Annotated in this window: 21 protein-coding genes; 15 read left to right on the top strand and 6 right to left on the bottom strand. The window is 68.9% G+C overall.

Translation table 11 applies throughout. The features are described from left to right. The first annotated feature begins 67 nt into the window (after nt 1-67). Nucleotides 68-1048, top strand: a complete 981-nt coding sequence (locus tag ABSY19_RS04105; protein ID WP_382159309.1) for an NAD(P)H-binding protein — start codon at nt 68-70, stop codon at nt 1046-1048. A 6-nt stretch (nt 1049-1054) separates the two neighbouring features. Here ABSY19_RS04105 and ABSY19_RS04100 read toward each other — a convergent pair whose 3' ends face one another. After that, nucleotides 1055-1900: a ferritin-like domain-containing protein gene (locus ABSY19_RS04100; protein ID WP_382159307.1), complete on the bottom strand. Its 846-nt coding sequence runs from the start codon at nt 1898-1900 to the stop codon at nt 1055-1057. 41 nt (nt 1901-1941) lie between these two features. Here ABSY19_RS04100 and ABSY19_RS04095 point away from each other — a divergent pair, with 41 nt between their 5' ends. Next, nucleotides 1942-2466: a gamma carbonic anhydrase family protein gene (locus ABSY19_RS04095; protein WP_382159305.1), complete on the top strand. Its 525-nt coding sequence runs from the start codon at nt 1942-1944 to the stop codon at nt 2464-2466. Between the two features lie 50 nt (nt 2467-2516). After that, a complete protein-coding gene (locus tag ABSY19_RS04090; protein ID WP_382159303.1) occupies nt 2517-3494 on the top strand; it encodes an Hsp33 family molecular chaperone HslO in 978 nt (325 codons plus the stop codon). A 94-nt stretch (nt 3495-3588) separates the two neighbouring features. Here ABSY19_RS04090 and ABSY19_RS04085 read toward each other — a convergent pair whose 3' ends face one another. The 5 genes from ABSY19_RS04085 to ABSY19_RS04065 are packed head-to-tail and all read right to left on the bottom strand — an operon-like array spanning nt 3589 to nt 8436. Continuing rightward, nucleotides 3589-4248, bottom strand: coding sequence for an AAA family ATPase (locus ABSY19_RS04085; protein WP_382159301.1), 660 nt, complete (start codon nt 4246-4248; stop codon nt 3589-3591). A gap of 3 nt (nt 4249-4251) precedes the next feature. After that, complete coding sequence (locus ABSY19_RS04080; protein WP_382159299.1) at nt 4252-4536, bottom strand: septum formation initiator family protein; 285 nt, start codon at nt 4534-4536, stop codon at nt 4252-4254. An 11-nt stretch (nt 4537-4547) separates the two neighbouring features. Then, nucleotides 4548-5831: a phosphopyruvate hydratase gene (gene eno / locus ABSY19_RS04075; RefSeq protein WP_382159297.1), complete on the bottom strand. Its 1284-nt coding sequence runs from the start codon at nt 5829-5831 to the stop codon at nt 4548-4550. A gap of 51 nt (nt 5832-5882) precedes the next feature. Then, nucleotides 5883-6740 (bottom strand): 3-deoxy-8-phosphooctulonate synthase, encoded by an 858-nt coding sequence (gene kdsA, locus ABSY19_RS04070; RefSeq protein ID WP_382159295.1) that lies wholly within the window; start codon nt 6738-6740, stop codon nt 5883-5885. Between the two features lie 22 nt (nt 6741-6762). Next, on the bottom strand, nt 6763-8436 hold the full coding sequence (locus ABSY19_RS04065; protein ID WP_382159293.1) for a CTP synthase: 1674 nt from the start codon (nt 8434-8436) through the stop codon (nt 6763-6765). Between the two features lie 114 nt (nt 8437-8550). Here ABSY19_RS04065 and coaBC point away from each other — a divergent pair, with 114 nt between their 5' ends. From coaBC to selB, 12 genes are all read left to right on the top strand, one after another. After that, nucleotides 8551-9768: a bifunctional phosphopantothenoylcysteine decarboxylase/phosphopantothenate--cysteine ligase CoaBC gene (gene coaBC, locus ABSY19_RS04060; RefSeq protein WP_382159291.1), complete on the top strand. Its 1218-nt coding sequence runs from the start codon at nt 8551-8553 to the stop codon at nt 9766-9768. A 384-nt stretch (nt 9769-10152) separates the two neighbouring features. Further along, nucleotides 10153-13239 (top strand): formate dehydrogenase-N subunit alpha, encoded by a 3087-nt coding sequence (gene fdnG / locus ABSY19_RS04055; RefSeq protein ID WP_382159289.1) that lies wholly within the window; start codon nt 10153-10155, stop codon nt 13237-13239. Nucleotides 13240-13314: 75 nt separating this feature from the next. Continuing rightward, nucleotides 13315-14202 carry a formate dehydrogenase subunit beta gene (gene fdxH, locus ABSY19_RS04050; protein ID WP_382159287.1) on the top strand — a complete coding sequence of 296 codons (888 nt, stop codon included), beginning with the start codon at nt 13315-13317 and terminating at the stop codon, nt 14200-14202. Then, the gene (locus tag ABSY19_RS04045) at nt 14199-14828 is read left to right on the top strand and encodes a formate dehydrogenase subunit gamma (protein WP_382159285.1); all 630 of its coding nucleotides are present in this window, start codon (nt 14199-14201) and stop codon (nt 14826-14828) included. Before fdxH ends, ABSY19_RS04045 begins: the two co-directional genes overlap by 4 nt. Before the next feature lie 61 nt (nt 14829-14889). After that, nucleotides 14890-15921, top strand: a complete 1032-nt coding sequence (fdhE, locus tag ABSY19_RS04040) for a formate dehydrogenase accessory protein FdhE (RefSeq protein ID WP_382159283.1) — start codon at nt 14890-14892, stop codon at nt 15919-15921. Then, entirely contained in the window at nt 15921-17375 is a 1455-nt protein-coding gene (gene selA, locus ABSY19_RS04035; protein WP_382159281.1) for an L-seryl-tRNA(Sec) selenium transferase, read from the top strand. The genes fdhE and selA overlap by 1 nt, the downstream gene beginning before the upstream one ends. Nucleotides 17376-17400: 25 nt before the next feature. Beyond that, on the top strand, nt 17401-18756 hold the full coding sequence (locus ABSY19_RS04030; RefSeq protein WP_382159279.1) for an FAD-dependent oxidoreductase: 1356 nt from the start codon (nt 17401-17403) through the stop codon (nt 18754-18756). Nucleotides 18757-18811: 55 nt separating this feature from the next. Continuing rightward, entirely contained in the window at nt 18812-19693 is an 882-nt protein-coding gene (locus tag ABSY19_RS04025; RefSeq protein WP_382159277.1) for a putative selenate ABC transporter substrate-binding protein, read from the top strand. Between the two features lie 5 nt (nt 19694-19698). Further along, nucleotides 19699-20532 (top strand): phosphonate ABC transporter ATP-binding protein, encoded by an 834-nt coding sequence (locus ABSY19_RS04020; RefSeq protein ID WP_382163673.1) that lies wholly within the window; start codon nt 19699-19701, stop codon nt 20530-20532. A gap of 7 nt (nt 20533-20539) precedes the next feature. Beyond that, the gene (locus ABSY19_RS04015) at nt 20540-21370 is read left to right on the top strand and encodes a PhnE/PtxC family ABC transporter permease (RefSeq protein WP_382159275.1); all 831 of its coding nucleotides are present in this window, start codon (nt 20540-20542) and stop codon (nt 21368-21370) included. A 56-nt stretch (nt 21371-21426) separates the two neighbouring features. Further along, a complete protein-coding gene (gene phnE / locus ABSY19_RS04010) occupies nt 21427-22164 on the top strand; it encodes a phosphonate ABC transporter, permease protein PhnE (RefSeq protein WP_382163672.1) in 738 nt (245 codons plus the stop codon). Beyond that, nucleotides 22161-24083 carry a selenocysteine-specific translation elongation factor gene (selB, locus tag ABSY19_RS04005; RefSeq protein ID WP_382159273.1) on the top strand — a complete coding sequence of 641 codons (1923 nt, stop codon included), beginning with the start codon at nt 22161-22163 and terminating at the stop codon, nt 24081-24083. Before phnE ends, selB begins: the two co-directional genes overlap by 4 nt. The last annotated feature ends 13 nt before the right edge of the window (nt 24084-24096 follow it).

The raw sequence follows: 24096 nt of genomic DNA, 5'->3' as shown, positions 1-24096 counted from the left end.
ATCCGGGATCGCCCCGTAGAATCCGCCGCACCACCGGCCGCACCGGCGCCGGCAGGGAGTGAATCGCATGTTTCTGGAGCAAGGGCGCGCCACCAGCGCCGATTCCCCGGCGGCACCGGGCGCGCCACCGCGTGTCCTGGTGCTGGGGGCCAATGGCTTCATCGGCCGCCATGTGGTGCAGGCCTTGCTCGCCCAGGGCATGGCGGTGGTGGGGGTGCGCCGCGCGGCCCCTGCAACGGGCGCTGGCGAGTCCGGGGGCGTCACCTGGAAGCACCTGCAACTGCACACGCTGCGGGAGCCCGGCGCCTGGCGCGAGCACCTGCAAGGCATGGACGTCGTCATCAACTGCGTGGGCATCCTGCGCCAGCGGGTGGGCGAGCGCTACGAGGACGTGCACCACCTCATGCCCAGGGCGCTGGCCGCGGCGTGCGCGGCCTCGGGCGTGCGCCTGATCCACACCTCCGCGCTGGGTCTGCACGAAGGGGCGAAGAGCCGCTTCCTGTCGAGCAAGCTGCGAGGGGAGCAGGCCATCCAGGCCAGTGGCGCGGACCACTGCATCGTGCGCCCTTCGCTGATCGACGGCCTGGGCGGCTTTGGTGCCAGCTGGCTGCGCATGCTGGCGAGCTGGCCGGTGCATTTCGTGCCGCGTGGCGCAACCGGCCGCATCGCCGCCCTGCAGGCGACCGACCTGGGCGAGGCCTTTGCGGTGCTGGCGCGGCTGCCCACGCTGGCCCAACAGCGCGAGGCCAACCTGGGCGGTGAGCGCCTGTTTGCCTACCGGCACTACCTGCAGGTGTTGCGCGGTGTGGAGCATGCCGAGCAGCCGGTGAAGCCGGCGCTGCAGGTCTTGTTGCCGGACTGGGTGAGCCGTGTGGGCGCGCACCTGTGCGACGTGTTCCGCTTCAGTCCGTTCAGCTACGGCCACTGGATCCTGCTGCAGCGCGACAACATGCCGGTGCCCAACGCGCTGCCGCAGCTGCTGGGTCGCGCGCCCGCACCGGTGACGCATCGGCGCACGGCGCTGCGGGACGACTTCCGCCTGTCCTGAGCGGCTTCAGGGGCCGAGCAGCGCGTCCAGCTCGGGGCGGCTGAACCCGGCCGCCAGCCGCGCCGCGTCGTTGAAGGGCGGCTTCAGGCGCGGCGCCGAATGTTCGCGCGCCAGGCGGCGGTAGTGGCCCAGGGGCTCGATGCCCTGCTGCGCGCACAGCCAGCCGTACCAGCGGTTGCCCACCGCCACGTGGCCGATCTCGTCGCGCAGGATCACGTCGAGGATCTCGACCGCCCGCAGCGCGGCCGGTGTGCCCACCTTGCGCAGGCGCGCCTGCATGGGCGGCGTGGCGTCCAGGCCCCTGGCTTCCAGGGTGCGGGGCACCAGCGCCATGCGGGCGGTCACGTCGCCCTGGGTGCGCACGCACATCTCCCACAGGCTGCCGTGCGCCGCGAATTCACCGTAGTGATGACCCAGGCTTTGAAGGTGGGTCTGCAGCAGGCTGAAATGGATGGCTTCTTCGTGCGCCACGCGCAGCCAGTCGCTGTAGAAGTCGGCCGGCATGCCGGGGAAGCGCCACACCGCGTCGAGCGCGAGGTTGATCGCGTTGAACTCGATGTGGGTCACCGCGTGCAGCAGCATGGCCAGGCCCGGCGGGGTGAAGGGCGAACGCTGGGGCACGTCCACCGGGGGCAGCAGCACGGGCTGCTCAGGGCGGCCGGGCAGGGTGGCGCCCGGGGCTGGCGTGAGGTGTTCGGTGGTGTCCAGCACGGTCTGGCCGGCCTGCCAGGCCTCGAACAGCGCATGGGTGGCCGCCACCTTGAGGCCGGGGTCGGTGAGGCACAGGGCGTTCAAGGCCTGCGCGCGCAGGGAGACCGGGGACGGCGGCGACAGGGGCGCGGGGGCTTGCATCCCTACAATTCTAGGTTTCAGGAACGACGGAGACTTCCCCCATGGCGATTTACGAACTCGATGGCGTCGCACCCCGCATGGCCGAATCGGCCTGGGTGGCCGACAGCGCGCAGGTGATGGGCAACGTGGTGCTGGGCGAGAACAGCAGCGTGTGGTTCGGGGCGGTGCTGCGGGGTGACACCGAGACCATCACGCTCGGCGAAGGCAGCAACATCCAGGACGGCAGCGTGATGCACGCCGACGTGGGCTTCCCGCTGAGCGTGGGCAAGCACGTGACCGTGGGCCACCAGGTGATGCTGCACGGCTGCACCATCGGCGACGAATCGCTCATCGGCATTGGCGCGACGGTGCTCAACGGCGCGAAGATCGGCAGAAACTGCCTGGTGGGCGCGGGTTCGCTGGTCACCGAGGGCAAGGAATTCCCCGATGGCAGCATGATCATCGGCAGCCCGGCGAAGGTGGTGAAGTCGCTCACGCCGGAGCAGATCGAGGGCCTGCGCCGCAGCGCCGGGCATTACATCGAGAACGCCGCGCGCTACCGCCAGGGCTTGAAAAAGATCGCCTGACCCCGACCTGTTCCCCTTCGATTTTTTTGATTTGACCCTGAAAGCCTTGCGTGTCCGAACTCCACAAATTCGTCTTTGAAGGCCTGCCGGTGCGCGGCATGCTCGTGCGCCTGACCGACGCATGGCAGGAAATCCTGCAGCGCCACCGCGACGCCGGGGGCTACCCCGCGGCGGTCACCGAGCTGCTGGGCGAGATGACGGCGGCGGCCACGCTGATGCAGGCCAACATCAAGTTCAACGGCGCGCTGATCATGCAGATCATGGGCGACGGGCCGGTGAAGCTGGCCGTGGCCGAGGTGCAGCCCGACCTGAGCCTGCGCGCCACCGCCACCGTGGTGGGCGAGGTGGCGGCCGATGCGCCGCTCTCGCACATGGTCAACGTCACCAACCAGGGCCGCTGCGCCATCACGCTCGACCCCAAGGACCGCCTGCCGGGCCAGCAGCCCTACCAGGGCGTGGTGCCGCTGTTCGGCGACCGGCGCGAGAAGCTCGAAAAGCTCAGCGAGGTGATCGAGCACTACATGCTGCAGAGCGAGCAGCTCGACACGCGCCTGGTGCTCGCGGCCGACGACAAGATGGCCGCCGGCCTGCTGATCCAGCGCCTGCCGCTGCAGGGGGTGGACAACCTCGCGGGCCAGTCGGGCGCGCGCGACGAGGACCAGATCGGCGTGAACGAGGACTACAACCGCATCGCGATCCTGGCTTCCAGCCTCAAGCGCGAGGAGCTGCTGAGCCTGGACGCCGACACCATCCTGCGCCGCCTGTTTTGGGAAGAGGACGTGCGCCGTTTCGAACCGCTCACCGGCGAGCAGGGCCCGCGTTTTGCCTGCACCTGCTCGCGCGAGCGCGTGGGCAGCATGCTGCGCAGCCTGGGGCGCGACGAGGTGGAGTCCATCCTCGCCGAGCAGGGCCAGGTGGAGGTGGGTTGCGAGTTCTGCGGCGCCCAGTACCGCTTCGATCCGGTGGACGCCGCTCAAGTCTTCCTGCAACCGGCCCAGCAAGCGCCGGCCAGCGACCAGAAACATTGACCCCCCCCGCAGCGCTGCGCGCTACCCCCCAGGGGGCAACACCTGCGGCCTGGCAAAGCCAGTTCCGCGGTGTTCTGGCCTGGGAACTCCCCCTCTAAGCGTTGCGTGACAGCAGGCCGGTGAACAGCCGGTGCTCGCAGTCGGGGTCGCTGCAGTTGTCGCATGACCAGGGCCGCAGGCCGTTGGCGAGGGCGGGGTCTTCCTTCACCAGCGGCCGGCCCAGCGCCGTGCCCACGGCGCGCAGGGCTTGTTGCAGGCGCGCGTCGCCTTGCCCGTACACCGTCTGGAAGGCGATGCCCGCGTCTTGCAACTCGCGGCGCAGCAGGCTGTCGGTGGCGTCGCGCACGGCCGGGCTGTCGCGGAACAGGCCGTCGGGCGTCCAGGGCAGGTCCAGGCCCATGAGGAGGGTGAGGTCGCAGGTCCGCTGTGCGGCGAGCGAGGGCGCGAGCAGGGTGTCGTCCTGGAAGTAGAGCGCGCTGTAGGCCGCGACCATCAGGGCCGTGGTGTCGGCGATCACCAGGTCCACACCGGGTGCGTGCTTCGCGCGGTCGATGAGCCGCGTCTGCTCGTCCGCGATGGCGGCCTGCTCGTGGGCGTGGGGGGCACGGCCACGCGCCTCGCACCAGGCGCGCAGGTGCTCGGGCACGCAGACCGCGCGCAGACCGTGGATGTCGTTGAGGTGGCGTTCGAGCGCCTGGGCCAGCGTGGACTTGCCGCTGGATTCGCCGCCGAGCAGCGCGACGCAGACCGCCATCGATCAGCGCTTGTTCTGCGCGATCTGCACGAAGATTTCGTTGGGCTTGACCATGCCCAATTCCTGGCGGGCGAGTTCCTCGACCATGTCCAGGCCCTGCTGCAGGTCGCGCACTTCGCTGAGCAACTGGTCGTTGCGCAACTGGGCCTCGCGGTTGGTCTGCTCCTGCGTGGCCAGGTGCTGCTTCATGCTCGCCACCTGGGTCACGCTGCCCCGCCCGAACCAGAGCTGCGCGTGCACGATGAAGAGCAGCGCGATCAGCAGGGCGGGGATGAAGCGGCGGGCCATGAAGCCGAAGCTTACTTCAGGTTGTAGAAGGCGTCGCGGCCGGGGTACACGGCCACATCACCCAGGTCTTCCTCGATGCGCAGCAGCTGGTTGTACTTGGCCATGCGGTCCGAGCGCGAGAGCGAACCGGTCTTGATCTGACCGGCGTTGGTGCCCACGGCGATGTCGGCGATGGTGCTGTCCTCGGTCTCGCCCGAGCGGTGGCTGATCACGGCGGTGTAGCCGGCGCGCTTGGCCATCTCGATGGCGGCGAAGGTCTCGGTCAGCGTGCCGATCTGGTTGATCTTGATCAGGATCGAGTTGGCGATGTCCTTCTCGATGCCTTCCTTGAGGATCTTGGTGTTGGTGACGAACAGGTCGTCGCCCACCAGCTGCACCTTGGCGCCCAGGCGTTCGGTGAGCACCTTCCAGCCGTCCCAGTCGCCTTCGGCCATGCCGTCTTCGATGCTGATGATGGGGTACTTGTCAACCCAGGTGGCCAGCATGTTGGTCCAGTCCTCGGCGCTGAGCACCAGGCCTTCGGCCTCCAGGTGGTACTTGCCGTCCTTGTAGAACTCGCTCGCGGCGCAGTCCAGGCCCAGGGCGATCTGCTCGCCGGCGGTGTAGCCGGCGTTGCCGATGGCTTCCAGGATCATCTGGATCGCGGCTTCGTGGTTCGCCACGTTGGGGGCAAAGCCGCCTTCGTCGCCCACGGCGATGCTCATGCCCTTGTCGTGGATGATCTTCTTGAGCGCGTGGAACACCTCGGCACCCCAGCGGACAGCCTCGCGGAAGCTCGGCGCGCCCACGGGAATGATCATCAGTTCCTGCAGATCCAGGTTGTTGTTGGCGTGCGCGCCGCCGTTGACCACGTTCATCATGGGCACGGGCATCTGCACCGCGCTCATGCCGCCGAAATAGCGGTACAGCGGCAGGCCGGCCTCTTCGGCGGCGGCGCGGGCCACGGCCATGGAGACGGCCAGCATGGCGTTGGCGCCCAGGCGGCCCTTGTTGTCGGTGCCGTCGAGGTCGATCAGGGTCTTGTCCAGGAAGGCCTGCTCGGAGGCGTCCAGGCCCAGCACGGCTTCGCTGATCTCGGTGTTGATGTTCTCCACCGCCTTGAGCACGCCCTTGCCGAGGTAGCGGCTCTTGTCACCGTCGCGCAGCTCGATGGCTTCGCGGCTGCCGGTGGAGGCGCCCGAGGGCACGGCCGCGCGGCCCATCACGCCGCTTTCCAGCAGCACGTCGCATTCGACGGTGGGGTTGCCGCGGCTGTCCAGGATTTCGCGGCCAACGATGTCAACGATTGCACTCATGGATTCACTACCTTTGGGTCAGAGACAGAAAGAAGAAGAAAGAAGGGGAAATCAGGTGTTGAAACGGTCTTCGAGGAAACCGTTCTTCTTGGTCACGGTGTCGAGCGCGAGCAGGGTTTCCAGCAGCGCCTTCATGTGCTTGAGCGGCACGGCGTTGGGCCCGTCGCTCAGGGCCTTGGCCGGGTCGGGGTGGGTTTCCATGAACAGGCCGGCCACGCCCACGGCGACCGCCGCGCGCGCCAGCACCGGCACCATCTCGCGCTGGCCGCCGCTGCTGGTGCCTTGCCCGCCGGGCAGCTGCACGCTGTGCGTGGCGTCGAACACCACCGGCGCACCGGTCTCGCGCATGATGGCCAGGCCGCGCATGTCGGAGACGAGGTTGTTGTAGCCGAAGCTCGCGCCACGCTCGCAGGCCATGAAGCTGTCTTCGTTGAGGCCGGCTTCCTTGGCGGCCGCGCGCGCCTTGTCGATCACGTTCTTCATGTCGTGCGGCGCGAGGAACTGGCCTTTCTTGATGTTGACCGGCTTGCCGCTCTGCGCCACCGCGCGGATGAAATCGGTCTGGCGGCACAGGAAGGCCGGGGTCTGCAACACGTCGCAGACCTTGGCCGCATCGGCGATGTCGTCCTCGCTGTGCACATCGGTGAGCACCGGCACGCCGAGTTCGCGCTTGACCTTGGCCAGGATCTCCAGGCCCTTGTCGCGGCCCGGGCCGCGGTAGCTGGTGCCGCTGCTGCGGTTGGCCTTGTCGAAGCTGCTCTTGAAGATGAAGGGCACGCCCAGGCTGGCCGTGATCTCCTTGAGCTGGCCCGCCACGTCCATCTGCAACTGCTCGGACTCGATCACGCAGGGCCCGGCAATCAGGAAGAAGGGCCGGTCCAGGCCGATGTCGAAGTCGCAGAGTTTCATGGGGTGCCTCTCCGTGGGGTGCTCAGGCCGCGACCGGGGTTTTGGTGCTCGTCTGGCCCTGGTGGACCAGCGCCGCCTTCACGTAGGCGTTGAACAGCGGGTGGCCGTCCCACGGGGTGGACTTGAACTCGGGGTGGAACTGCACGCCCACGTACCAGGGGTGCACCTTCTGCGGCAGCTCGACCATTTCGGTGAGCTGCTCGCGCTGGGTCAGCGCCGCGATCACCAGGCCGGCCGCGCGCAGCTGGTCCAGGTAGTTCACGTTGGCTTCGTAGCGGTGGCGGTGGCGCTCGGTGACCACCGGGCCGTAGATCTGGTGGGCCAGGGTGTCGGGGGCCACGTCGGAGCTTTGCGAGCCCAGGCGCATGGTGCCGCCCAGGTCGGAGCTGGCGCTGCGCTGCTGGATGCTGCCGTCGGCGTCCTTCCACTCGGTGATCAGGGCGATCACGGGGTGCGGCGTGTCGGGTTCGAACTCGGTGCTGTTGGCGTTCTTGAGGCCGGCGACGTGGCGCGCGTACTCGATGGTGGCGACCTGCATGCCCAGGCAGATTCCGAGGTAGGGCACCTTCTGCTCGCGCGCATAGCGGGCCGCGCAGATCTTGCCTTCGATGCCGCGCTTGCCGAAGCCGCCGGGCACCAGGATGGCGTCGAACGCGCCCAGCGTCTTGGCGACGTTGGCCGGCGAGATGGTTTCCGAATCGATGTAGTCGATCTGCACCTTGGCGTGGTTCTTCATGCCGGCGTGGCGCAGCGCCTCGTTGAGCGACTTGTAGCTGTCCGACAGGTCGACGTACTTGCCGACCATGGCGATCTTCACGATGTGTTTCGGGTGCTCGACCTCGTGCACCAGGTCGTCCCAGCGCTGGAGCTTGGCCGGGGGCGTGTTGATGCGCAGCTTGTCGCAGATCAGGCCGTCCAGGCCCTGCTCGTGCAGCATGCGCGGCACCTTGTAGATGGTGTCCACGTCCCACATGGAGATCACGCCCCATTCGGGCACGTTGGAGAACAGCGAGATCTTGGCGCGCTCGTCGTCGGGAATGCGGCGGTCGGCGCGGCACAGCAGCGCATCGGCCTGGATGCCGATGGCGCGCAGTTCCTTGGCGGTGTGCTGCGTGGGCTTGGTCTTGAGCTCGCCGGCGGCGGCGATCCAGGGCACGTAGCTCAGGTGCACGAAGGCCGAGTTGTTCGGGCCCAGGCGCAGGCTCATCTGGCGCACGGCCTCGAGGAAGGGCAGGGACTCGATGTCGCCCACGGTGCCGCCGATCTCGACGATGGCCACGTCCACCGCGTCGGGCGTGCCGATGCCCGCGCCGCGCTGGATGAACTCCTGGATCTCGTTGGTGACGTGCGGGATCACCTGCACCGTCTTGCCGAGGTAGTCGCCCCGGCGTTCCTTCTCCAGCACCGACTGGTAGATCTTGCCGGTGGTGAAGTTGTTGGTCTTCTTCATGCGCGTTTCGATGAAACGCTCATAGTGGCCCAGATCCAGGTCGGTCTCGGCGCCGTCGTCGGTGACGAAGACCTCGCCGTGCTGGAAGGGGGACATGGTGCCCGGATCCACGTTGATGTACGGGTCGAGCTTGATGAGGGTGACTTTGAGGCCGCGGGACTCGAGGAGAGCGGCCAGTGATGCGGAGGCAATGCCCTTGCCCAGGGAGGACACCACACCGCCGGTGACGAACACAAATTTGGTCATGTCTCGGGCGAGCCGGTTGCTCGCAGGAGGTGGAAATGGCGATTATAAAGGCCGCCCCTTTCCGGGCATTCCATGGGGTCTGTCGGGACAGACCCGAACTGCTACATTGCGCGCATGAACGACCTCGCCGGAAAACACATCGTGCTGGGCCTCTCCGGAGGCATCGCCTGCTACAAGGCGGCCGAACTCTGCCGGGCGCTGGTGAAGGAGGGCGCGACGGTGCAGGTCGTCATGACCGAGGCGGCCGAACAGTTCACCACCGCGGTGACCATGCAGGCGCTGTCGGGCCGGCCGGTGTTCACCTCGCAGTGGGACGCGCGCCCGGGCAACAACATGGCCCACATCAACCTCAGCCGCGAGGCCGACGCCATCATGGTGGCGCCCGCGAGCGCGGACTTCATGGCCAAGCTGGTGCATGGCCGGGCCGACGACCTGCTCAGCCTGATGTGCCTGGCGCGGCCGATCGATCGGGTGCCGCTGATCCTGGCGCCGGCCATGAACCGCGAGATGTGGGCGCACCCGGCGACCCAGCGCAACGTCAAACAGCTGCGTGCCGATGGCGCCACCGTGCTGGACGTGGGCGCGGGCGAGCAGGCCTGTGGCGAAACCGGTGACGGTCGCATGCTCGAGCCCGACGAGTTGCTCTACGACCTCACCCGCTTCTTCCAGCCCAAGCCGCTGGCCGGCCAGCATGTGCTGGTGAGCGCCGGCCCGACTTTCGAAGCCATCGACCCGGTGCGGGGCCTGACCAATCTCTCCAGCGGCAAGATGGGGTTCGCCATCGCGCGCGCGGCCCACGAGGCGGGCGCCCAGGTCACGCTGGTGGCCGGGCCGGTGGGGCTGCCCACGCCGCGCGGCGTGGGGCGGGTGAACGTGAAGTCGGCGCTGAACATGCAGAAGAGCCTGGACCTGCTGGTGCCCGGCGCCACGGTCTTCGTCTCCGCGGCGGCCGTGGCCGACTGGCGCCCCGCGACATCGGCGGAACACAAGATCAAGAAGGACGGCTCGGGCGAGGTGCCCACGCTGTCGTTCGTCGAGAACCCGGACATCCTGGCCGCCATCGCGGCCTCGCCACGCGCGAAGAGCGGCGAGCTTTATTGCGTGGGCTTCGCCGCCGAAAGCCACGATCTGGAAGAGCACGCCCAAGCCAAGCGCAAGCGCAAGGGCGTGCCGCTGCTGGTGGGCAACATCGGCCCGGCCACCTTCGGCCAGGACGACAACGCGCTGCTGCTGGTGGACGAGCGTGGCATGAAGGAATTGCCCCGCGCCTCCAAGCTGGTGCTGGCGCGCCAGCTGGTCGCCGAGATCGCGCGCCGTCTGTCGCCAATGTGACACATCGCCTTCGGGCTCGGCCGCTCAAACGCGGCTTTTGACCGCTTCCGGGCCCGATTGAGCCGCCTCCGCTGGCGCTGTTGCCCGGGCGTGCGAGGCCTTTGGCCTTGTGCGCGCAGCATCAAAGCAAATTCCGGGCCGTCAAATCCCCACTCGAATCGGGGTTGTCGGGTGCACCAGGCCGACGGCCGCGACAAGTTGTCGCGTGGCGGGACAGCCTGTCCCCCGGGTGCGGCCTGTGTTCTCGTCTGCAACATCTGTAAGCGAGTTCATAGGTAATAGCGATCACTGCCCTGAGAAGGGTCTCATGCAAACTGATTTCAGCTCTGCCGGGTAGCAGGCGACATCAGCGACGGGCCCCCACGCCCGCAGGAGACGATCGACATGGACATGAACCGGAGGCATTTCTTCCGGGTCAGTGGAGCGGGGCTGGTAGGTTCCAGCCTGGTGGCCCTGGGCTTCTCGCCCACGGCGGCCCTCGCGGAGACGCGCAGCTTCAAACTGGCCAGAACCACCGAAACCCGCAGCATCTGCCCCTACTGCTCCGTCAGTTGCGGCCTGGTGATGTACACGCTGGGCGACAAGGCCAAGAACGTCAAATCGACCATCGTGCACATCGAGGGCGACCCGGACAACCCGGTCAACCGGGGCACGCTCTGCCCCAAGGGCGCCGGCGTGATGGACATGATCCAGTCCCCCAACCGCGTGCACTACCCGCAGGTGCGCGAAGCCGGCACCGACCAGTGGAAGCGCATCTCCTGGGATGAGGCGCTGACCCGCGTGGCCACGCACATGAAGAAGGACCGCGACGCGAACTTCATCAAGACCAATGCCGCAGGCACCACGGTCAACCGCTGGAACTCCACCGGTTTCCTGATCTCCTCGGCCTCTTCCAACGAATCCGGTTATCTGAGCGTCAAGATTGCTCGCGGTCTGGGGATCGTCACCCTGGACACGCAGGCACGCATCTGACACGCGCCGACGGTGTCCAGTCTGGGCCCGACTTTCGGTCGCGGAGCGATGACGAATTCTTGGACCGATATCAAGAACACGGATCTCGTTCTCATCATGGGCGGCAATGCCGCCGAAGCCCACCCGTGTGGGTTCAAGTGGGTCACCGAAGCTCAGCAGCACCGCAAGGCCAAGCTGATCGTGGTGGATCCCCGGTTCACGCGCAGCGCCGCGGTGGCCGACTACTACGCGCCCATCCGGGTGGGTACCGACATCGCTTTCCTGGCTGGTGTCATCAACTACCTGTTGAGCAACGACAAGATTCACCACGAATACGTCAAGTTCAACACCGACTGCACCTTCCTCACCAAGCCCGGTTACAGCTACGACAACGGCTTCTTCTCCGGCTACAACGAGGACAAGCGCAGCTACGACAAGTCGACCTGGGGCTACCAGATCGGCGAGGACGGCTTCGTCAAGGTGGACGAGACGATGCAGGACCCGTTGTGCGTGTTCCAGCAGATGAAGAAGCACTTTGCGCGCTACACACCGGAGATGGTGAGCAGGATCACCGGCACGCCGCAGGCCCAGTTCCTGAAGGTGGCCGAGATGCTCGCCTCCACGGCGGGGCCCGACAAGGTGATGACCATCTGCTACGCGCTCGGCTGGACCCAGCACAGCGTGGGCTCGCAGAACATCCGCACCATGGCCATGATCCAGCTGCTGCTGGGCAACATGGGCCGCCCGGGTGGGGGGGTGAACGCGCTGCGCGGCCACGCCAACGTGCAGGGCATCACCGACATGAACGCGTATTCGGAAGTGCTCTCGGGTTACCTGAGTGCGCCCACGGACGCGGACACCAACCGGGTGGACTACCTGGCCCGGCGCTCACCCAAGGCGCTGCGGCCCAACCAGATGTCGTTCCCGCAGAACTTCCCGAAATGGCACACCAGCCTGATGAAGTCCTACTACGGGGACGCGGCCAACGCGGAGAACCATTACGCGTACGACTGGATCCCCAAGCGCGACGCGGGCTACGACATCCTGCACATGTTCGAGCTGATGCACCAGGGCAAGATGAACGGCTTCCTCGTGCAGGGTTTCAACCCGATCGCGGCGGTGCCCAACAAGAAGAAGCTCTCGCAGGCCCTGAGCAAGCTCAAGTACCTGGTGGTCATGGACCCGCTGGAGACCGAGACGAGCGAGTTCTGGAAGAACTTCGGACCGCTCAACGACGTCGATCCCGCCAAGATCCAGACCGAGGTGTTCCGCTTCCCGACCAGCTGCTTCGCCGAGGAGACCGGCACCTTCACCAACTCCAGCCGCGTCATCGCCTGGAAGGAGAAGGCCGTCGATCCCCCGGGCGAGGCCAAGGTGGATTCGGAAATCATGGCGCGCCTGTTCATGAAGATCCGCGCGATGTACGCCAAGGACGGCGGCACGATGCCCGAACCCGTGGCCGCGCTGAGCTGGCCCTACCTCAACGCCAACGTGCCGTCGCCCGCCGAGGTGCTGCGCGAGATCAACGGCCGCGCGCTCAAGGACGTGCTCGGCCCGGTCGATCCGAAGAACCCGGACGCGCCCCGGCCGGTGGTGGTGAAGGCAGGCGAGCAGATGCCCAACTTCGCGCTGCTGCAGGACGACGGCTCCACCGCGTGCGGCAACTGGATCTACGCGGGCTGCTGGACGCAGGCGGGCAACATGACCGCGCGCCGCGACACGTCCGACCCCAGCGGCCTGGGCGTGTTCCAGAACTGGGGCTTCGCGTGGCCGGCCAACCGCCGCATCCTCTACAACCGCGCCTCGGCCGACACGGCGGGCAAGCCGTGGGACAGCACGCGCTCCTACCTGCGCTGGAACGGCACGGCCTGGTCGGGGCCCGACATCCCCGACATGCGGCCCAATGCGGCGCCCGAGGAGAACGTGGGCTCGTTCATCATGAACCCCGAGGGGGTGGCCCGCCTGCACGCCATCGGCATGAACGAGGGGCCGTTCCCCGAGCACTACGAGCCGTTCGAGACGCCGGTGGGCGTGAACCTCATGTGCCCGAGCAACCCCAAGGCTGTGAGCAACCCGGCGGCCCGCGTGTTCAAGGGCGATCTCGAAGCCTTCGGCAAGAAGGACGAGTTCCCCTACGCGGCCACCACCTACCGCCTCACGGAGCACCTGCACTACTGGACCAAGCACTCGCGCAGCAATGCCATCGTGCAGCCCGCGCCCTTCGTCGAGATCGGCGAAGCGCTGGCGGCGGAGAAAGGCATCAGGCAAGGCGACATGGTCCGGGTGCGCAGCAACCGGGGCGAGGTCGTGGCAGCCTGCGTGGTCACCAAGCGCATCAAGGCGCTGGACGTCAACGGTCAGAAGGTCCACCACGTGGGCATTCCGATCCACTGGGGCTTCAAGGGCGTGACGCAGAACGGCTACCTGGCCAATGCGCTCACTCCCTTCGTCGGTGATGCGAACTCGCAGACACCGGAGTTCAAGGCGTTCCTCGTCAACATCGAAAAGGTGACCACATGACGCCCCCACGCTCATTCCATTCGCTGCCCCCCAAGGGGGCTTCAGCCTCCTTGAGGCGGCTCTGCGGAGACTGACATGGCCAGCTTGCAATCACTCGACGTGGTGGCCCGCTCGGCCACCACCACGCCCACACCGCAGGTGCGCACATCGGCGCCTGCGCTCGCCAAGCTCATCGACGAGTCCAAGTGCATCGGCTGCAAGGCCTGCCAGGTGGCTTGCATGAACTGGAACGACCTGCGCGACGAGGTTGGCACCAACATCGGCGTCTACGACAACCCCGCCGATCTCACGCCCACGAGCTGGACGGTGATGAAGTTCTTCGAGGTCGAGCCCACCGAAGGCAGCCTCGAATGGCTGATCCGCAAGGACGGCTGCATGCACTGCGAGGACCCCGGGTGCCTGAAGGCCTGCCCTTCGCCGGGCGCGATCGTGAAGTACAGCAACGGCATCGTCGACTTCATCAGCGAGAACTGCATCGGTTGCGGCTACTGCGTCAAGGGTTGCCCCTTCGACGTTCCGCGCATCAGCCAGAAGGACAACAAGGCGTACAAGTGCACCCTGTGTTCCGACCGGGTGGGCGTGGGCCTGGAGCCGGCCTGCGTGAAGACCTGCCCGACCGGCGCCATCAGCTTCGGCACCAAGGACGACATGGTCGCCTACGGCGAGAAGCGCTCGGATGAACTGAAGGAACGCGGCTTCCAGAACGCGGGCCTCTACAACCCGCAGGGTGTGGGCGGTACGCACGTCATGTACGTGATGAAGCACGCCGACCGGCCCGAGCTGGTGGACCTGCCCAAGGACCCGACCATCAGCCCCTTCGTCTCGCTGTGGAAGGGCGTGGCCAAGCCGCTCGCGGTGGCCGCCGTGCTCGGCGCGGCCGTGGCGGGCTTCTTCCACTACATGAAGGTGGGGCCGGTCGAGGAGAAGGACCCCGCCGACGAAGAGAAGGAGGTGGTGAAATGAGCAAGCGACTGATCCAGCGCTACCGGGACGGCGACCGCATGAACCACTGGTTCATCGCGCTCATGTTCTTCCTGGCCGCGCTCTCGGGGCTGGCGTTCTTCCACCCGAGCCTGTTCTTCTTCACCAACCTGTTTGGTGGCGGGCAGTGGACGCGCATCCTGCATCCCTTCCTCGGCCTGTTGATGGTGCTGGGCTTCCTGCTGTTCTTCATCAAGATCTGGCGCGAAAACCTCATCAACGACCACGACCGGGCCTGGATGAAACACGCGGGGCGCATGCTGCAGGGCGACAAGGCCGGCATGCCACCGGTGGGCAAGTACAACGCGGGCCAGAAGTTCGTCTTCTGGGCCATGGCGCTGAGCCTGCTGGTGCTGGTGGTCACGGGCTTCATGTTCTGGCGGCCGTGGTTCGCGCCCTTCTTCAGCATCCCGGTCATGCGCATCGCGGTGCTGCTGCATGCGGTGTCGGCCGTGGTGCTGGTGCTCAGCGTGATCGTGCACGTGTACGCGGCGATCTGGGTCAAGGGCACGGTGCGCGCGATGACGCGCGGCACCGTGACCGAGAACTGGGCGCGCCTGAACCACCCGCTGTGGCATGAGGAAATGACCCACCACAAGGGCCGTTGAGCCCGATACCCCCATCCCGGGCGCTGCTGGTGCCCGGGATGGTTTTTTTGGAGAGATGCCGATGACGAGCAGCGCCACGGTGCGCATCATGTCCCCCGAAGAGATCGCCGCCCGCGGCGGTGGGGAGACACCGACCCTGCGCTTTCCCGAGCGCGCCACCCTGTTCGCCGAGCGCGCCATGCGGCTGCGACAGCTGGCCAGCGGCCATGCGCTGGGCGACTACCTGCGCTTCATGGCCGATCTGGCCCACGAGCAGCACCATGCCCTGCAGGCCATGCCCGCCATGGCGTTGCCCGACGCGGTCACCATCGACCGCGCCGCGCGCGAAGGCGTGCCACCGCTGCCCCTGGCCGACTGGCCGCGCGACCCGGCCTGGCGCGCCACGCTGCGGCGCATCGCCACCGAACTCGCCCAGCGCGCGCCGCCAGGGGCGCGCGACACGCTGAACGCGCTGGCCCAGGCCGACGACGTGTTCCTGGAGCGCCAGGCCGACCTGTTGCTGCATGGCCTGTCGACCGGTCTCGATCTGGGCACGGCCCCGGTGGTGGGCGCCGCGCTGCAGGTGCACTGGACGCACCTGCTGCTCGCCACGCAGGCCGGCCACCAGGGCCAGGGCTCGCCCTTCGGCCGCATCGACGACGAAACCATCTGCCCCTGCTGCGGCGGCCGGCCCACCGCGAGCATCACGCGCACCGCCGGTGAATCGCTCGGTCAGCGGTACCTGCACTGCTCGGTGTGCAACCTCGAATGGCACATGGTGCGCGGCAAGTGCCCGCACTGCCTGAGCAGCAAGTCGCTGTCCTTCCTGGCGCTCGATGTCGCCGATGGCGCAGCGGGAGAAGAGGGCAGCGGCGCCTCGCGCGCCACCTCGGCCAAGGTGCAGGCCGAGACCTGCGACGAGTGCGGCCACTACCTCAAGATCGTGCACACCGACCGCGACCCCTTCGTCGATCCGGTGGCCGACGACCTCGCCAGCCTCACGCTGGACCTGCTGGTCTCCGACACCGGCAAGCAGCGCCATGGCGTGAACTTCATGCTGCTGTTCGGCGAGCCCGAACCGCCCGAGCCCGACCCGCAAGCGGGAGGCGGCTGATGCGCCGGCCCACCGAATCCGTCGTCGACGGTTCCAAGGCCAGCTCCCCGGTTCACCCCAAAGACCTGCCTTCCGTCGACCGCCTGCTGCGGCAGCCGGCCGTGACCGCGCTGCTGGCCGAACATGGCCACACCCGCGTGGCCAGCGAAGCGCGTGGCCTGCTCGACGGGCTGCGCACCCAGGCCCTGGCCGGTTCGCTGCCGGCCGAGGCGGTGGCGCACGACGTGCTGGCCGAAGCGCTCGCGCGCCGCGTGGGCCAGCGCCTGGCACCGCGCATGCGCGCCGTGCTCAACCTCACCGGCACGGTGATCCACACCAACCTGGGCCGCGCGCTGCTGGCCGACAGCGCGCTGCAGCACCTGCTGGCCATGATGGCCAGCCCGAACAACCTGGAGTACAGCCTGGACAGCGGCGGGCGGGGCGACCGCGACAGCATCGTCGAAGAGTTGTTGTGCACGCTCACCGGCGCGCAGGCCGCGACGGTGGTGAACAACAACGCGGCGGCCGTGCTGCTCACCATCGCCGCGATGGCGCGGGGCAGGGAGGTGATCGTCTCGCGCGGCGAACTGGTCGAGATCGGCGGCGCCTTCCGCATGCCCGACGTGATGAGCTCGGCCGGCGCCACGCTGGTCGAGGTCGGCACCACCAACCGCACCCACCCGCACGACTACGAGCGCGCCATCACCGAGCGCACCGCGCTGCTGATGAAGGTGCACACCAGCAACTACGCGGTGCAGGGCTTCACCACGGCGGTGGACGAGGCCGAGCTCGCGGGCATCGCGCGCGCGCGCGGCGTGCCGCTGGCCACCGATCTGGGCTCGGGGTCGCTGGTGGACCTGGCCCAGTGGGGTCTGCCGCGCGAGCCCTTGCCGCAGGAGAAGCTCGCGGCCGGCTGCGACATCGTCACCTTCAGCGGCGACAAGCTGCTCGGTGGCCCGCAGGCCGGCCTGATCGTGGGCAGCCGGGAGGCGGTGGGCCGCATCCGCAAGTTCCCGATGAAGCGCGCCCTGCGCATGAGCAAGCTGCCGCTGGCCGCGCTGGAGGCCACGCTGATGCTCTACCTGCGGCCCGAACGCCTCACGCAGGACCTGCCCACGCTGCGCCTGCTCACCCGGCCGGCCGACGCCATCCGCGCGCTGGCCCACACCCTGTTGTCCGAGGTGGCCTCGGCGGTGGCGCCGCGTTTCGAGGTGGCGGTGCTCGACCTCATGGGCCAGATCGGCTCGGGCTCGCTGCCGGTGGAAAAACTGCCCTCGGCCGGCCTGGCCATCGCGCCGCTGCAGAAGAAGGGCGCGGGCCGCGCGCTCGACGAACTCGCCACCGCCTTGCGCGGCCTGCCGCTGCCGGTGATCGGCCGCGTCGCCGACGACCGCCTGCTGCTCGATCTGCGCTGCCTGGAGGACAGCGCGCCCTTCCTGAGCCAGCTGCCCGACCTGCGCCAGGCGCTGCGCTGATGCCACCACGACACAAGGAGACCCCATGAGCCTGGACCGCCGCACCTTCCTCACCGCCGCCGCGGGCGCCACCGGCAGCCTGCTGGCCGGCTGCGCCACACCCGGCGCCACGGGCAGCGCACCGTCATTGCCCTTCTTCATCGGCCAGCCGCAGCAGATGCTGCTGCCCAAGGGCAAGGCGCCGCGCGTGGTGGTCTGCGGCGGGGGTTGGGGCGGCCTCACCGCGGCCAAGTACCTGCGCCAGCTCGTGCCCTCGGCCGAGGTGGTGCTGCTTGAACGCAACCCGGTGTTCTTCTCCTGCCCGATCAGCAACAAGTGGCTGGTCGACATGGTGGACACCAGCTTCATCACGCACGACTACCTGCGCGTCTCGGAGCAGCACGGCTACCGCTTCATCCAGAGCGAGGTGCTCGAGGTGGACCGCGGTGGCAAGCGCGTGGTCACCACCCTGGGCGCGCTGGACTACGACTACCTCGTGCTCGCCCCCGGCATCCGCTACGACTACGAAGCCTGGTTCGGCAACGACCGCCGCGTGGCCGACGCCACCCGCGCGCGCTTTCCCGCCGCCTACATCAGCAACGCCGAACACTTCGCGCTGAAGAAGGCCCTGCACAGCTTCCAAGGTGGCGACTGGGTCATGACGCTGCCGCCGCCCCCGCAGCGCTGCCCGCCCTCGCCCTATGAGCGCGCCTGCATGGTGGCCTGGTACTTCAAGCACCACAAGATCAAGGGCAAGGTCACCATCCTCGACCACAAGGACGGCGTGCGCCCCATCGGGCCGGGTTTCCGCGCCGCGTTCAACGAGCTCTACAAGGACTTCATCACCTACGTGCCCAACGCGCACGTGCAGGAGATCGACCCTTTCAAGAAGACCATCAAGACCGACGCGGGCGACATGAAGTTCGACCACGCCGTGCTGATGGCGCCGCACCAGGCCGGCGACCTGGCATGGAAGGCCGGCGCCGTGGGCCTGAACTCGCAGGGCAAGCCCACCGGCTGGGCCGAGGTGGACCCGCTCATGCTGCACCTCAAGGGCGACCCGGACGTGTACGTGATCGGCGACGCCGTGGGCTTCGTCTCGCCGCAGTTCGCCTTCTACCCCAAGAGCGCGCACGTCGCGAACAAGCACGGCCACATCGTGGCGGCCTACATCGCCGAGCGCATCGCTGGCCGCGCGCCCAAGGCCGCGCTGCCCGACAATCTCTGCTACATGATGGTCAACGGCGAACCGCGCGAGGCCATCAGCGTGCAGTTCGATTACAAGGTCAACGACAAGGGCGTGATCGAGCAGACCCAGATCGACATCAACCAGCGCAGCGCCGACCTCGTGAAGGAGAACTTCCGCTGGGCCGGCCTGAAGTTCGACGACATGTTCAGCTGAAGCACGCCCGTTTCGCCGCCCGTCCCTCCCACCCCGCACCGAAAGGACCCTTGCCATGATCGCCTTCCTCCACCGCGTCGCCCGTCGGGCGCGCCTGCTGACCGCCTTGGCAGCGCTCTCGCTGCTGTCCGCGGGCGCGCACGCGCAGGCCACGTTCAAGGTCACCACCATCCCGGAAGAAGCCGCCTCGGAGCAGATCCGCAAGTTCGGCCCCATGGTCAAGTACCTGGAGCGCACGCTGGGCACCAAAGTCGAGTTCATTCCGGTGGCCGACTACCCGGCCGCCGTCGAGGCCCTGGTCAACAAGCAGGTCGACATGGTCTGGTTCGGCGGCTTCACCTTCGTGCAGGCCAAGCTGCGCTCGGGCGACAAGATCGTGCCGCTCGTGCAGCGCGAGGAGGACACGCAGTTCCGCTCGGTCTTCATCACGCAGAAGGACTCCGGCATCAAGACCCTGGCCGACCTCAAGGGCAAGCAGGTCAGCTTCGGCTCGGCCTCCAGCACCTCGGGCCACCTGATGCCGCGCAGCTTCCTGCTGGAGGCCGGCATCGAACCCGAGCGCGACTTCAAGCGCGTGGCCTTCTCCGGCGCGCACGACGCGACCATCGCCTCGGTCGTGAGCGGCCGCGTGGACGCCGCCGCGCTGGACATCACGGTCTGGCGCAAGTTCGTGAGCGAGAACAAGGTCGACACCAGCAAGGTCGACGTGTTCTACACCACGCCGCCGTACTTCAACTACAACTACTCCGTGCACGCCGACATGCCGGCCGCCCAGCGTGAGAAGGTCACCCAGGCGCTGCTGGCGCTGAACGCCGACAACCCCGAAGGCAAGGAGGTGCTGGGCCTGGCGCGCGCCACGCGCTTCGTGCCCACCAAGGCCGACAACTACAAGGGCCTGGAGGCCGCCGGACGCAGCGCGGGCTTGATCAAGCAATGACCGGACTGTCCCTCGCGCTCGAGCAGCTCGCCGTGCGCCACCCCGCCGCGAGCGTGGGTGCCGCGCCCGCGCTCGCCGACGTCGATCTGCGCATCGAACCGGGGGAGCAGGTGGTCGTGATCGGCCCCTCGGGCGCGGGCAAGACCACGCTGCTGCACACCCTGGCCTGCGCGTTGCCGCCGGCCAGCGGCCAGCTGCGCGTGGAGGGAAAAGACCCCTGGTCGCTCGGTGCCGGCGATCTTCGTCGCCTGCGCGGCCGGCTCTTCCTGGCGCCCCAGACGCCGCCGCTGCCGCCGCGCCAGCGCGTCGTCACCGCCGTGCTGGCCGCGCGGCTGCCGGCCATGGGCCTGGGCGCCAGCCTCGCGTCGCTGCTCAAGCCGCGCGGCGCGGCCGATGCGCACGCCGCGCTGGAGCGCTTCGACCTGGGCGACAAGCTCTGGGAGCGGGTGGACCGCCTTTCGGGCGGCGAACGCCAGCGCGTGGGCCTGGCGCGCGCGCTGCTGTCGCCCGCGGCGCTGTGGCTGATCGACGAGCCCTTGTCCGCGCTCGACCCCACGCGCGCGGCCCTGGCGCTGCGCGTGATCACGCAGCTCGCGCGCGAACGTGGTGTCACCCTGGTGGCCTCGCTGCACCAGGTCGATCTGGCGCTGGCCAGTTTTCCGCGCGTGCTGGGGCTGCGGGAAGGGCGGCTGGTGTTCGATCTGCCCGCCAGCGAGGTCGGCCCCGATCGGCTCGCGCACCTGTACGCGAGCTTCGAGCACGAGCTGCTGGGCGCGCCCCCGGCCGCCGACGCGGCGGCGGCGGCCGCGCGGCCCGCAACCTCGGTGATGCATTGCTGAGCCCGCCATGACCGCCGACCGCCTGGACCTCCACCACGACCCCGCCTGGCGCGGGCGCGTCTTCTGGATGCTGGCCGCCCTGGCGCTGCTGGCGCCCGCGCTGGTGGCGGTGGAGTTCAAGCCCTGGTTGCTGTTCGAGCCCGACAACCTGCGCATCACGCTGCGCTTCCTGGGCGACTTCCTGCCGCCGGCGATGTCGGCCGAATTTCTTGCCATGGTGGCGCGCGAGACCTGGCGCACCGTGGCCATCGCCTCGGCCGCCATGGTGCTGGCCCTGGTGCTCGCGGTGCCGCTCACGCTGCTGTCGTGTGCGGCGATCTCCGTCTCCGCGCTCAGCGGGCGCATGCACCCGCTGGCCTGGGCCGCGCGGCAGGCGGTGCGTGCCCTGCTGGTGGTGCTGCGCAGCGTGCCCGAGCTGGTGTGGGCGCTGGTGTTCGTGCGCGTGGTCGGGCTGGGCCCGAGCGCGGGGGTGCTCGCCATCGCGCTCACCTACGCCGGCATGCTGGGCAAGGTGTACGGCGAGATCCTGGAGAGCGGCGACCTGCATCCCACGAAATCCCTGCTGCGCAACGGCAGCGGGCGGCTGCAGGCCTTTCTGTACGCACTGCTGCCCGGCAACTCCCGCGAGCTGACCAGCTACACGGTGTACCGCTGGGAGTGCGCGATCCGCTCCTCGGCGGTGCTGGGTTTCGTCGGGGCCGGCGGCCTGGGGCAGCAGCTCGATGCCTCGATGAAGATGTTCAACGGCGGCGAAGTCGCCACCATCCTGCTGGCGTTCATCCTGCTGGTGGCGCTGGCGGATCTGGTCAGCGCGCAGCTGAGAAAGGCCATCGGGTGAGCGCGCTACCCTTGCCACCCCCGCGCCGCTGGAGCGTGCCCCTGCTGCTGCTCGGCATGGCCGCGCTGGCGGTGGCCAGCTTCGCCGAGATCGGCATCGACTGGGGCCGCCTGTTCTCGATGGACGCCGCGCTCAGGATGGGGCGCTTCCTGGGCGAGATGGCGAACCCGGCGATCGAGCCCGCCTTCCTCGCGCGCCTGGGTGTGGCGACGCTGGAGACCCTGGCCATGTCGGCGGTGGGCACCCTGCTGGCGGCCATCTTCGGCCTGCTGCTGGCCTTGCCGGCGAGCCGCACACCCGGCCAGGCGGCGGGCTTCTGGCGCCTGCCCACGCGCGGGCTGCTCAATGTGCTGCGCTCGATTCCCGAACTCGTGTGGGCCGCCTTGCTGCTGATCTCGGCGGGGCTCGGGCCGCTGGCGGGCACGCTGGCGCTGGCCCTGCACACCACCGGCGTGCTCGGCCGGCTGTTCGCCGAGGTGATCGAGAACGCGCCCGACGGCCCGGCCTTCGCCCTGCGCGCGCAGGGCGTGTCGGCTGGTCGCGTGTTCCTCTACGCCACCTTCCCGCAGGCCTTGCCGCAACTGCTCTCGTACACCCTGTACCGCTGGGAGAACAACATCCGCGCCGCAGCGGTGCTGGGCGTGGTGGGTGGTGGCGGCCTGGGCCAGATGCTGTCCTTCCACATGGGCCTGTTCCACATGCGCGAGACCGGCTCCATCCTGATCGCCACCATCGTGCTGGTGGCGCTGGTCGACCTGCTGTCCACCCTGGCCCGAAGGGTGCTCAACCCATGATCATCGGCACCGCAGGCCACATCGACCACGGCAAGACCACGCTGGTGCGCGCGCTCACCGGCGTGGACACCGACCGCCTGCCCGAAGAGAAACAGCGCGGCGTGTCGATCGAACTCGGTTACGCCTTCCTCGATGCCCCGACCGGCGAGCGCATCGGCTTCATCGATGTGCCCGGCCACGAGCGCCTGGTGCACACCATGCTGGCCGGCGCGACCGGCATCGACTTCGCCCTGCTGCTGGTGGCGGCCGACGACGGTGTGATGCCGCAGACGCAGGAGCACCTGGCGGTGCTGTCGCTGCTGGGCATTGCCCGGGGCCTGGTGGCCATCACCAAGTGCGACCGTGCCGACGCCGCGCGCGTGCAGGCCGTGGCGGACGAGGTGCGCGCGTTGCTCGCGCCCACCCCCCTGGCCGGCGCGGCCGTGCTGCCGGTTTCGGCGCACACCGGCCAAGGGCTGGAGGAACTGAAGGCCGCACTGTTCCAGGCCGCCGCCGACACCGGCACGCCCGCGCGCGAGGCCGATGCGTTCCGCCTCGCGGTGGACCGCGCCTTCACGCTCGATGGCGTGGGCACCGTGGTCACCGGCACCGTGCACGCGGGCCAGGTGAGCGTGGGCGACGAATTGCAGCTGGTGCCAGGCAGCCGGCGCGCGCGCGTGCGCAGCCTGCACGCGCAGAACCGCGCGGTCACCACGGCCCACACCGGGCAGCGCTGCGCGGTGGCGCTGGCGGGGGTGGACAAACACGAGGTCGAACGCGGCCAGTGGCTCACCGAGCCCGCGATGGCCATGGCCACCGAGCGCGTGGACGTGCAGCTCACGCTGTGGCACGGCGAGGCGCGCGCGCTGCGCTCGGGCGCCACGGTGCACGCGCACCTGGGTTCGGCCTCGGTGCTGGCGGCGGTCGCGGTGCTCGACCCGCCGGTGCTGGAGCCGGGGCAGAGCGCCCGCGTGCAGCTGGTGCTGAGAAAACCGCTCGGTGCCTGGCACGGCGACCGCGTGGTGCTGCGCGATGCGGCCGCCTCGCGCACGCTCGCGGGCGGCCAGGTGCTCGATCCGGGCGCGCCGGTGCGCTACCGCCGCACGCCGCAGCGCCTGGCCGAACTCGATGCGCTGGCGCTGCCGACCGCGCAGGAGCGCCTGATCGCGCTGCTGGCCGTGGCGCCCCAGGGCCTGGACCTGCGCCGCTTCGCTGCCGCGCAAGGCAGGTCGCTGGGTGAGCTGCCGCCCGATGCGCTGCGCCACGGCGATGCGCACGGCGAGATGGCGCTGGGCGCCACGCAGACCGCGCAGGCCGTCGAGCGCGTGACCCAGGTGCTCACCACCTACCACGCCAGCCACAGCGAAGAACTCGGCCCCGACAGCGCGCGCCTGCGCCGCCTCTCGCTGCCGCGTCTTCCCGAACCCCTGTGGCGGGCCTTGCTCGCGCGCCTGCAGGCCGAGGGGCGGGTGCGGGTGCGCGGGGCTTTCGTGCACCTGCCCGAACACGGCGTGCGGCTCTCCGCCACCGAAGAGCGCCTGGCCCAGAAGGTGGCCACGCCCTTGCTCGCGGCCGGCTTCGAAGGCGCCTGGGTGCGCGACCTCGCGCGCGACAGCGGCGAACCCGAGGCCCTGGTGCGCGTGACGCTGGTGCGCCTGTCGCAGCGTGGCGAGCTGCACCAGGTCGTCAAGGACCTGTACTACCCGCCGGCCACCATGGCGCGACTGGCCGCGCTGGCGCGCGAGGTGGCCGCGGCCCACGGGGGCACGGTGGCGGCGGCGGGCTTTCGCGATGCGACGGGCCTGGGTCGCAAGCGCGCGATCCAGATCCTGGAGCACTTCGACCGCATCGGCCTGCTGCGCCGCGTGGGCGATGTGCACTGGCTGCGCGCGGACAGCCAGCTGTTTTTGTCAGCCGAGGCGGTGGAGGCACCGCTATGATCGGCCAGCTTTT

Source organism: Hydrogenophaga sp. ANAO-22, assembly GCF_042466645.1.
Classification (GTDB): domain Bacteria; phylum Pseudomonadota; class Gammaproteobacteria; order Burkholderiales; family Burkholderiaceae_C; genus Hydrogenophaga.
The sequence above is the reverse complement of the archived record's forward strand: the minus strand, read 5'-3'. Positions and strand labels throughout refer to the sequence as shown.

What these genes read in the sequence shown, in the direction of transcription:
- ABSY19_RS04025 (WP_382159277.1), top strand. Translation starts at nt 18,812, where the DNA reads ATGATCGCCTTCCTCCACCGCGTCGCCCGTCGGGCGCGCCTGCTGACC.
- fdxH (WP_382159287.1), top strand. Translation starts at nt 13,315, where the DNA reads ATGGCCAGCTTGCAATCACTCGACGTGGTGGCCCGCTCGGCCACCACC.
- eno (WP_382159297.1), bottom strand. Translation starts at nt 5,831, where the DNA reads ATGAGTGCAATCGTTGACATCGTTGGCCGCGAAATCCTGGACAGCCGC.
- ABSY19_RS04085 (WP_382159301.1), bottom strand. Translation starts at nt 4,248, where the DNA reads ATGGCGGTCTGCGTCGCGCTGCTCGGCGGCGAATCCAGCGGCAAGTCC.
- ABSY19_RS04065 (WP_382159293.1), bottom strand. Translation starts at nt 8,436, where the DNA reads ATGACCAAATTTGTGTTCGTCACCGGCGGTGTGGTGTCCTCCCTGGGC.
- kdsA (WP_382159295.1), bottom strand. Translation starts at nt 6,740, where the DNA reads ATGAAACTCTGCGACTTCGACATCGGCCTGGACCGGCCCTTCTTCCTG.
- ABSY19_RS04095 (WP_382159305.1), top strand. Translation starts at nt 1,942, where the DNA reads ATGGCGATTTACGAACTCGATGGCGTCGCACCCCGCATGGCCGAATCG.
- ABSY19_RS04045 (WP_382159285.1), top strand. Translation starts at nt 14,199, where the DNA reads ATGAGCAAGCGACTGATCCAGCGCTACCGGGACGGCGACCGCATGAAC.
- coaBC (WP_382159291.1), top strand. Translation starts at nt 8,551, where the DNA reads ATGAACGACCTCGCCGGAAAACACATCGTGCTGGGCCTCTCCGGAGGC.
- ABSY19_RS04105 (WP_382159309.1), top strand. Translation starts at nt 68, where the DNA reads ATGTTTCTGGAGCAAGGGCGCGCCACCAGCGCCGATTCCCCGGCGGCA.
- fdhE (WP_382159283.1), top strand. Translation starts at nt 14,890, where the DNA reads ATGACGAGCAGCGCCACGGTGCGCATCATGTCCCCCGAAGAGATCGCC.
- ABSY19_RS04100 (WP_382159307.1), bottom strand. Translation starts at nt 1,900, where the DNA reads ATGCAAGCCCCCGCGCCCCTGTCGCCGCCGTCCCCGGTCTCCCTGCGC.
- ABSY19_RS04080 (WP_382159299.1), bottom strand. Translation starts at nt 4,536, where the DNA reads ATGGCCCGCCGCTTCATCCCCGCCCTGCTGATCGCGCTGCTCTTCATC.
- ABSY19_RS04030 (WP_382159279.1), top strand. Translation starts at nt 17,401, where the DNA reads ATGAGCCTGGACCGCCGCACCTTCCTCACCGCCGCCGCGGGCGCCACC.
- ABSY19_RS04015 (WP_382159275.1), top strand. Translation starts at nt 20,540, where the DNA reads ATGACCGCCGACCGCCTGGACCTCCACCACGACCCCGCCTGGCGCGGG.
- selA (WP_382159281.1), top strand. Translation starts at nt 15,921, where the DNA reads ATGCGCCGGCCCACCGAATCCGTCGTCGACGGTTCCAAGGCCAGCTCC.
- selB (WP_382159273.1), top strand. Translation starts at nt 22,161, where the DNA reads ATGATCATCGGCACCGCAGGCCACATCGACCACGGCAAGACCACGCTG.
- phnE (WP_382163672.1), top strand. Translation starts at nt 21,427, where the DNA reads ATGGCCGCGCTGGCGGTGGCCAGCTTCGCCGAGATCGGCATCGACTGG.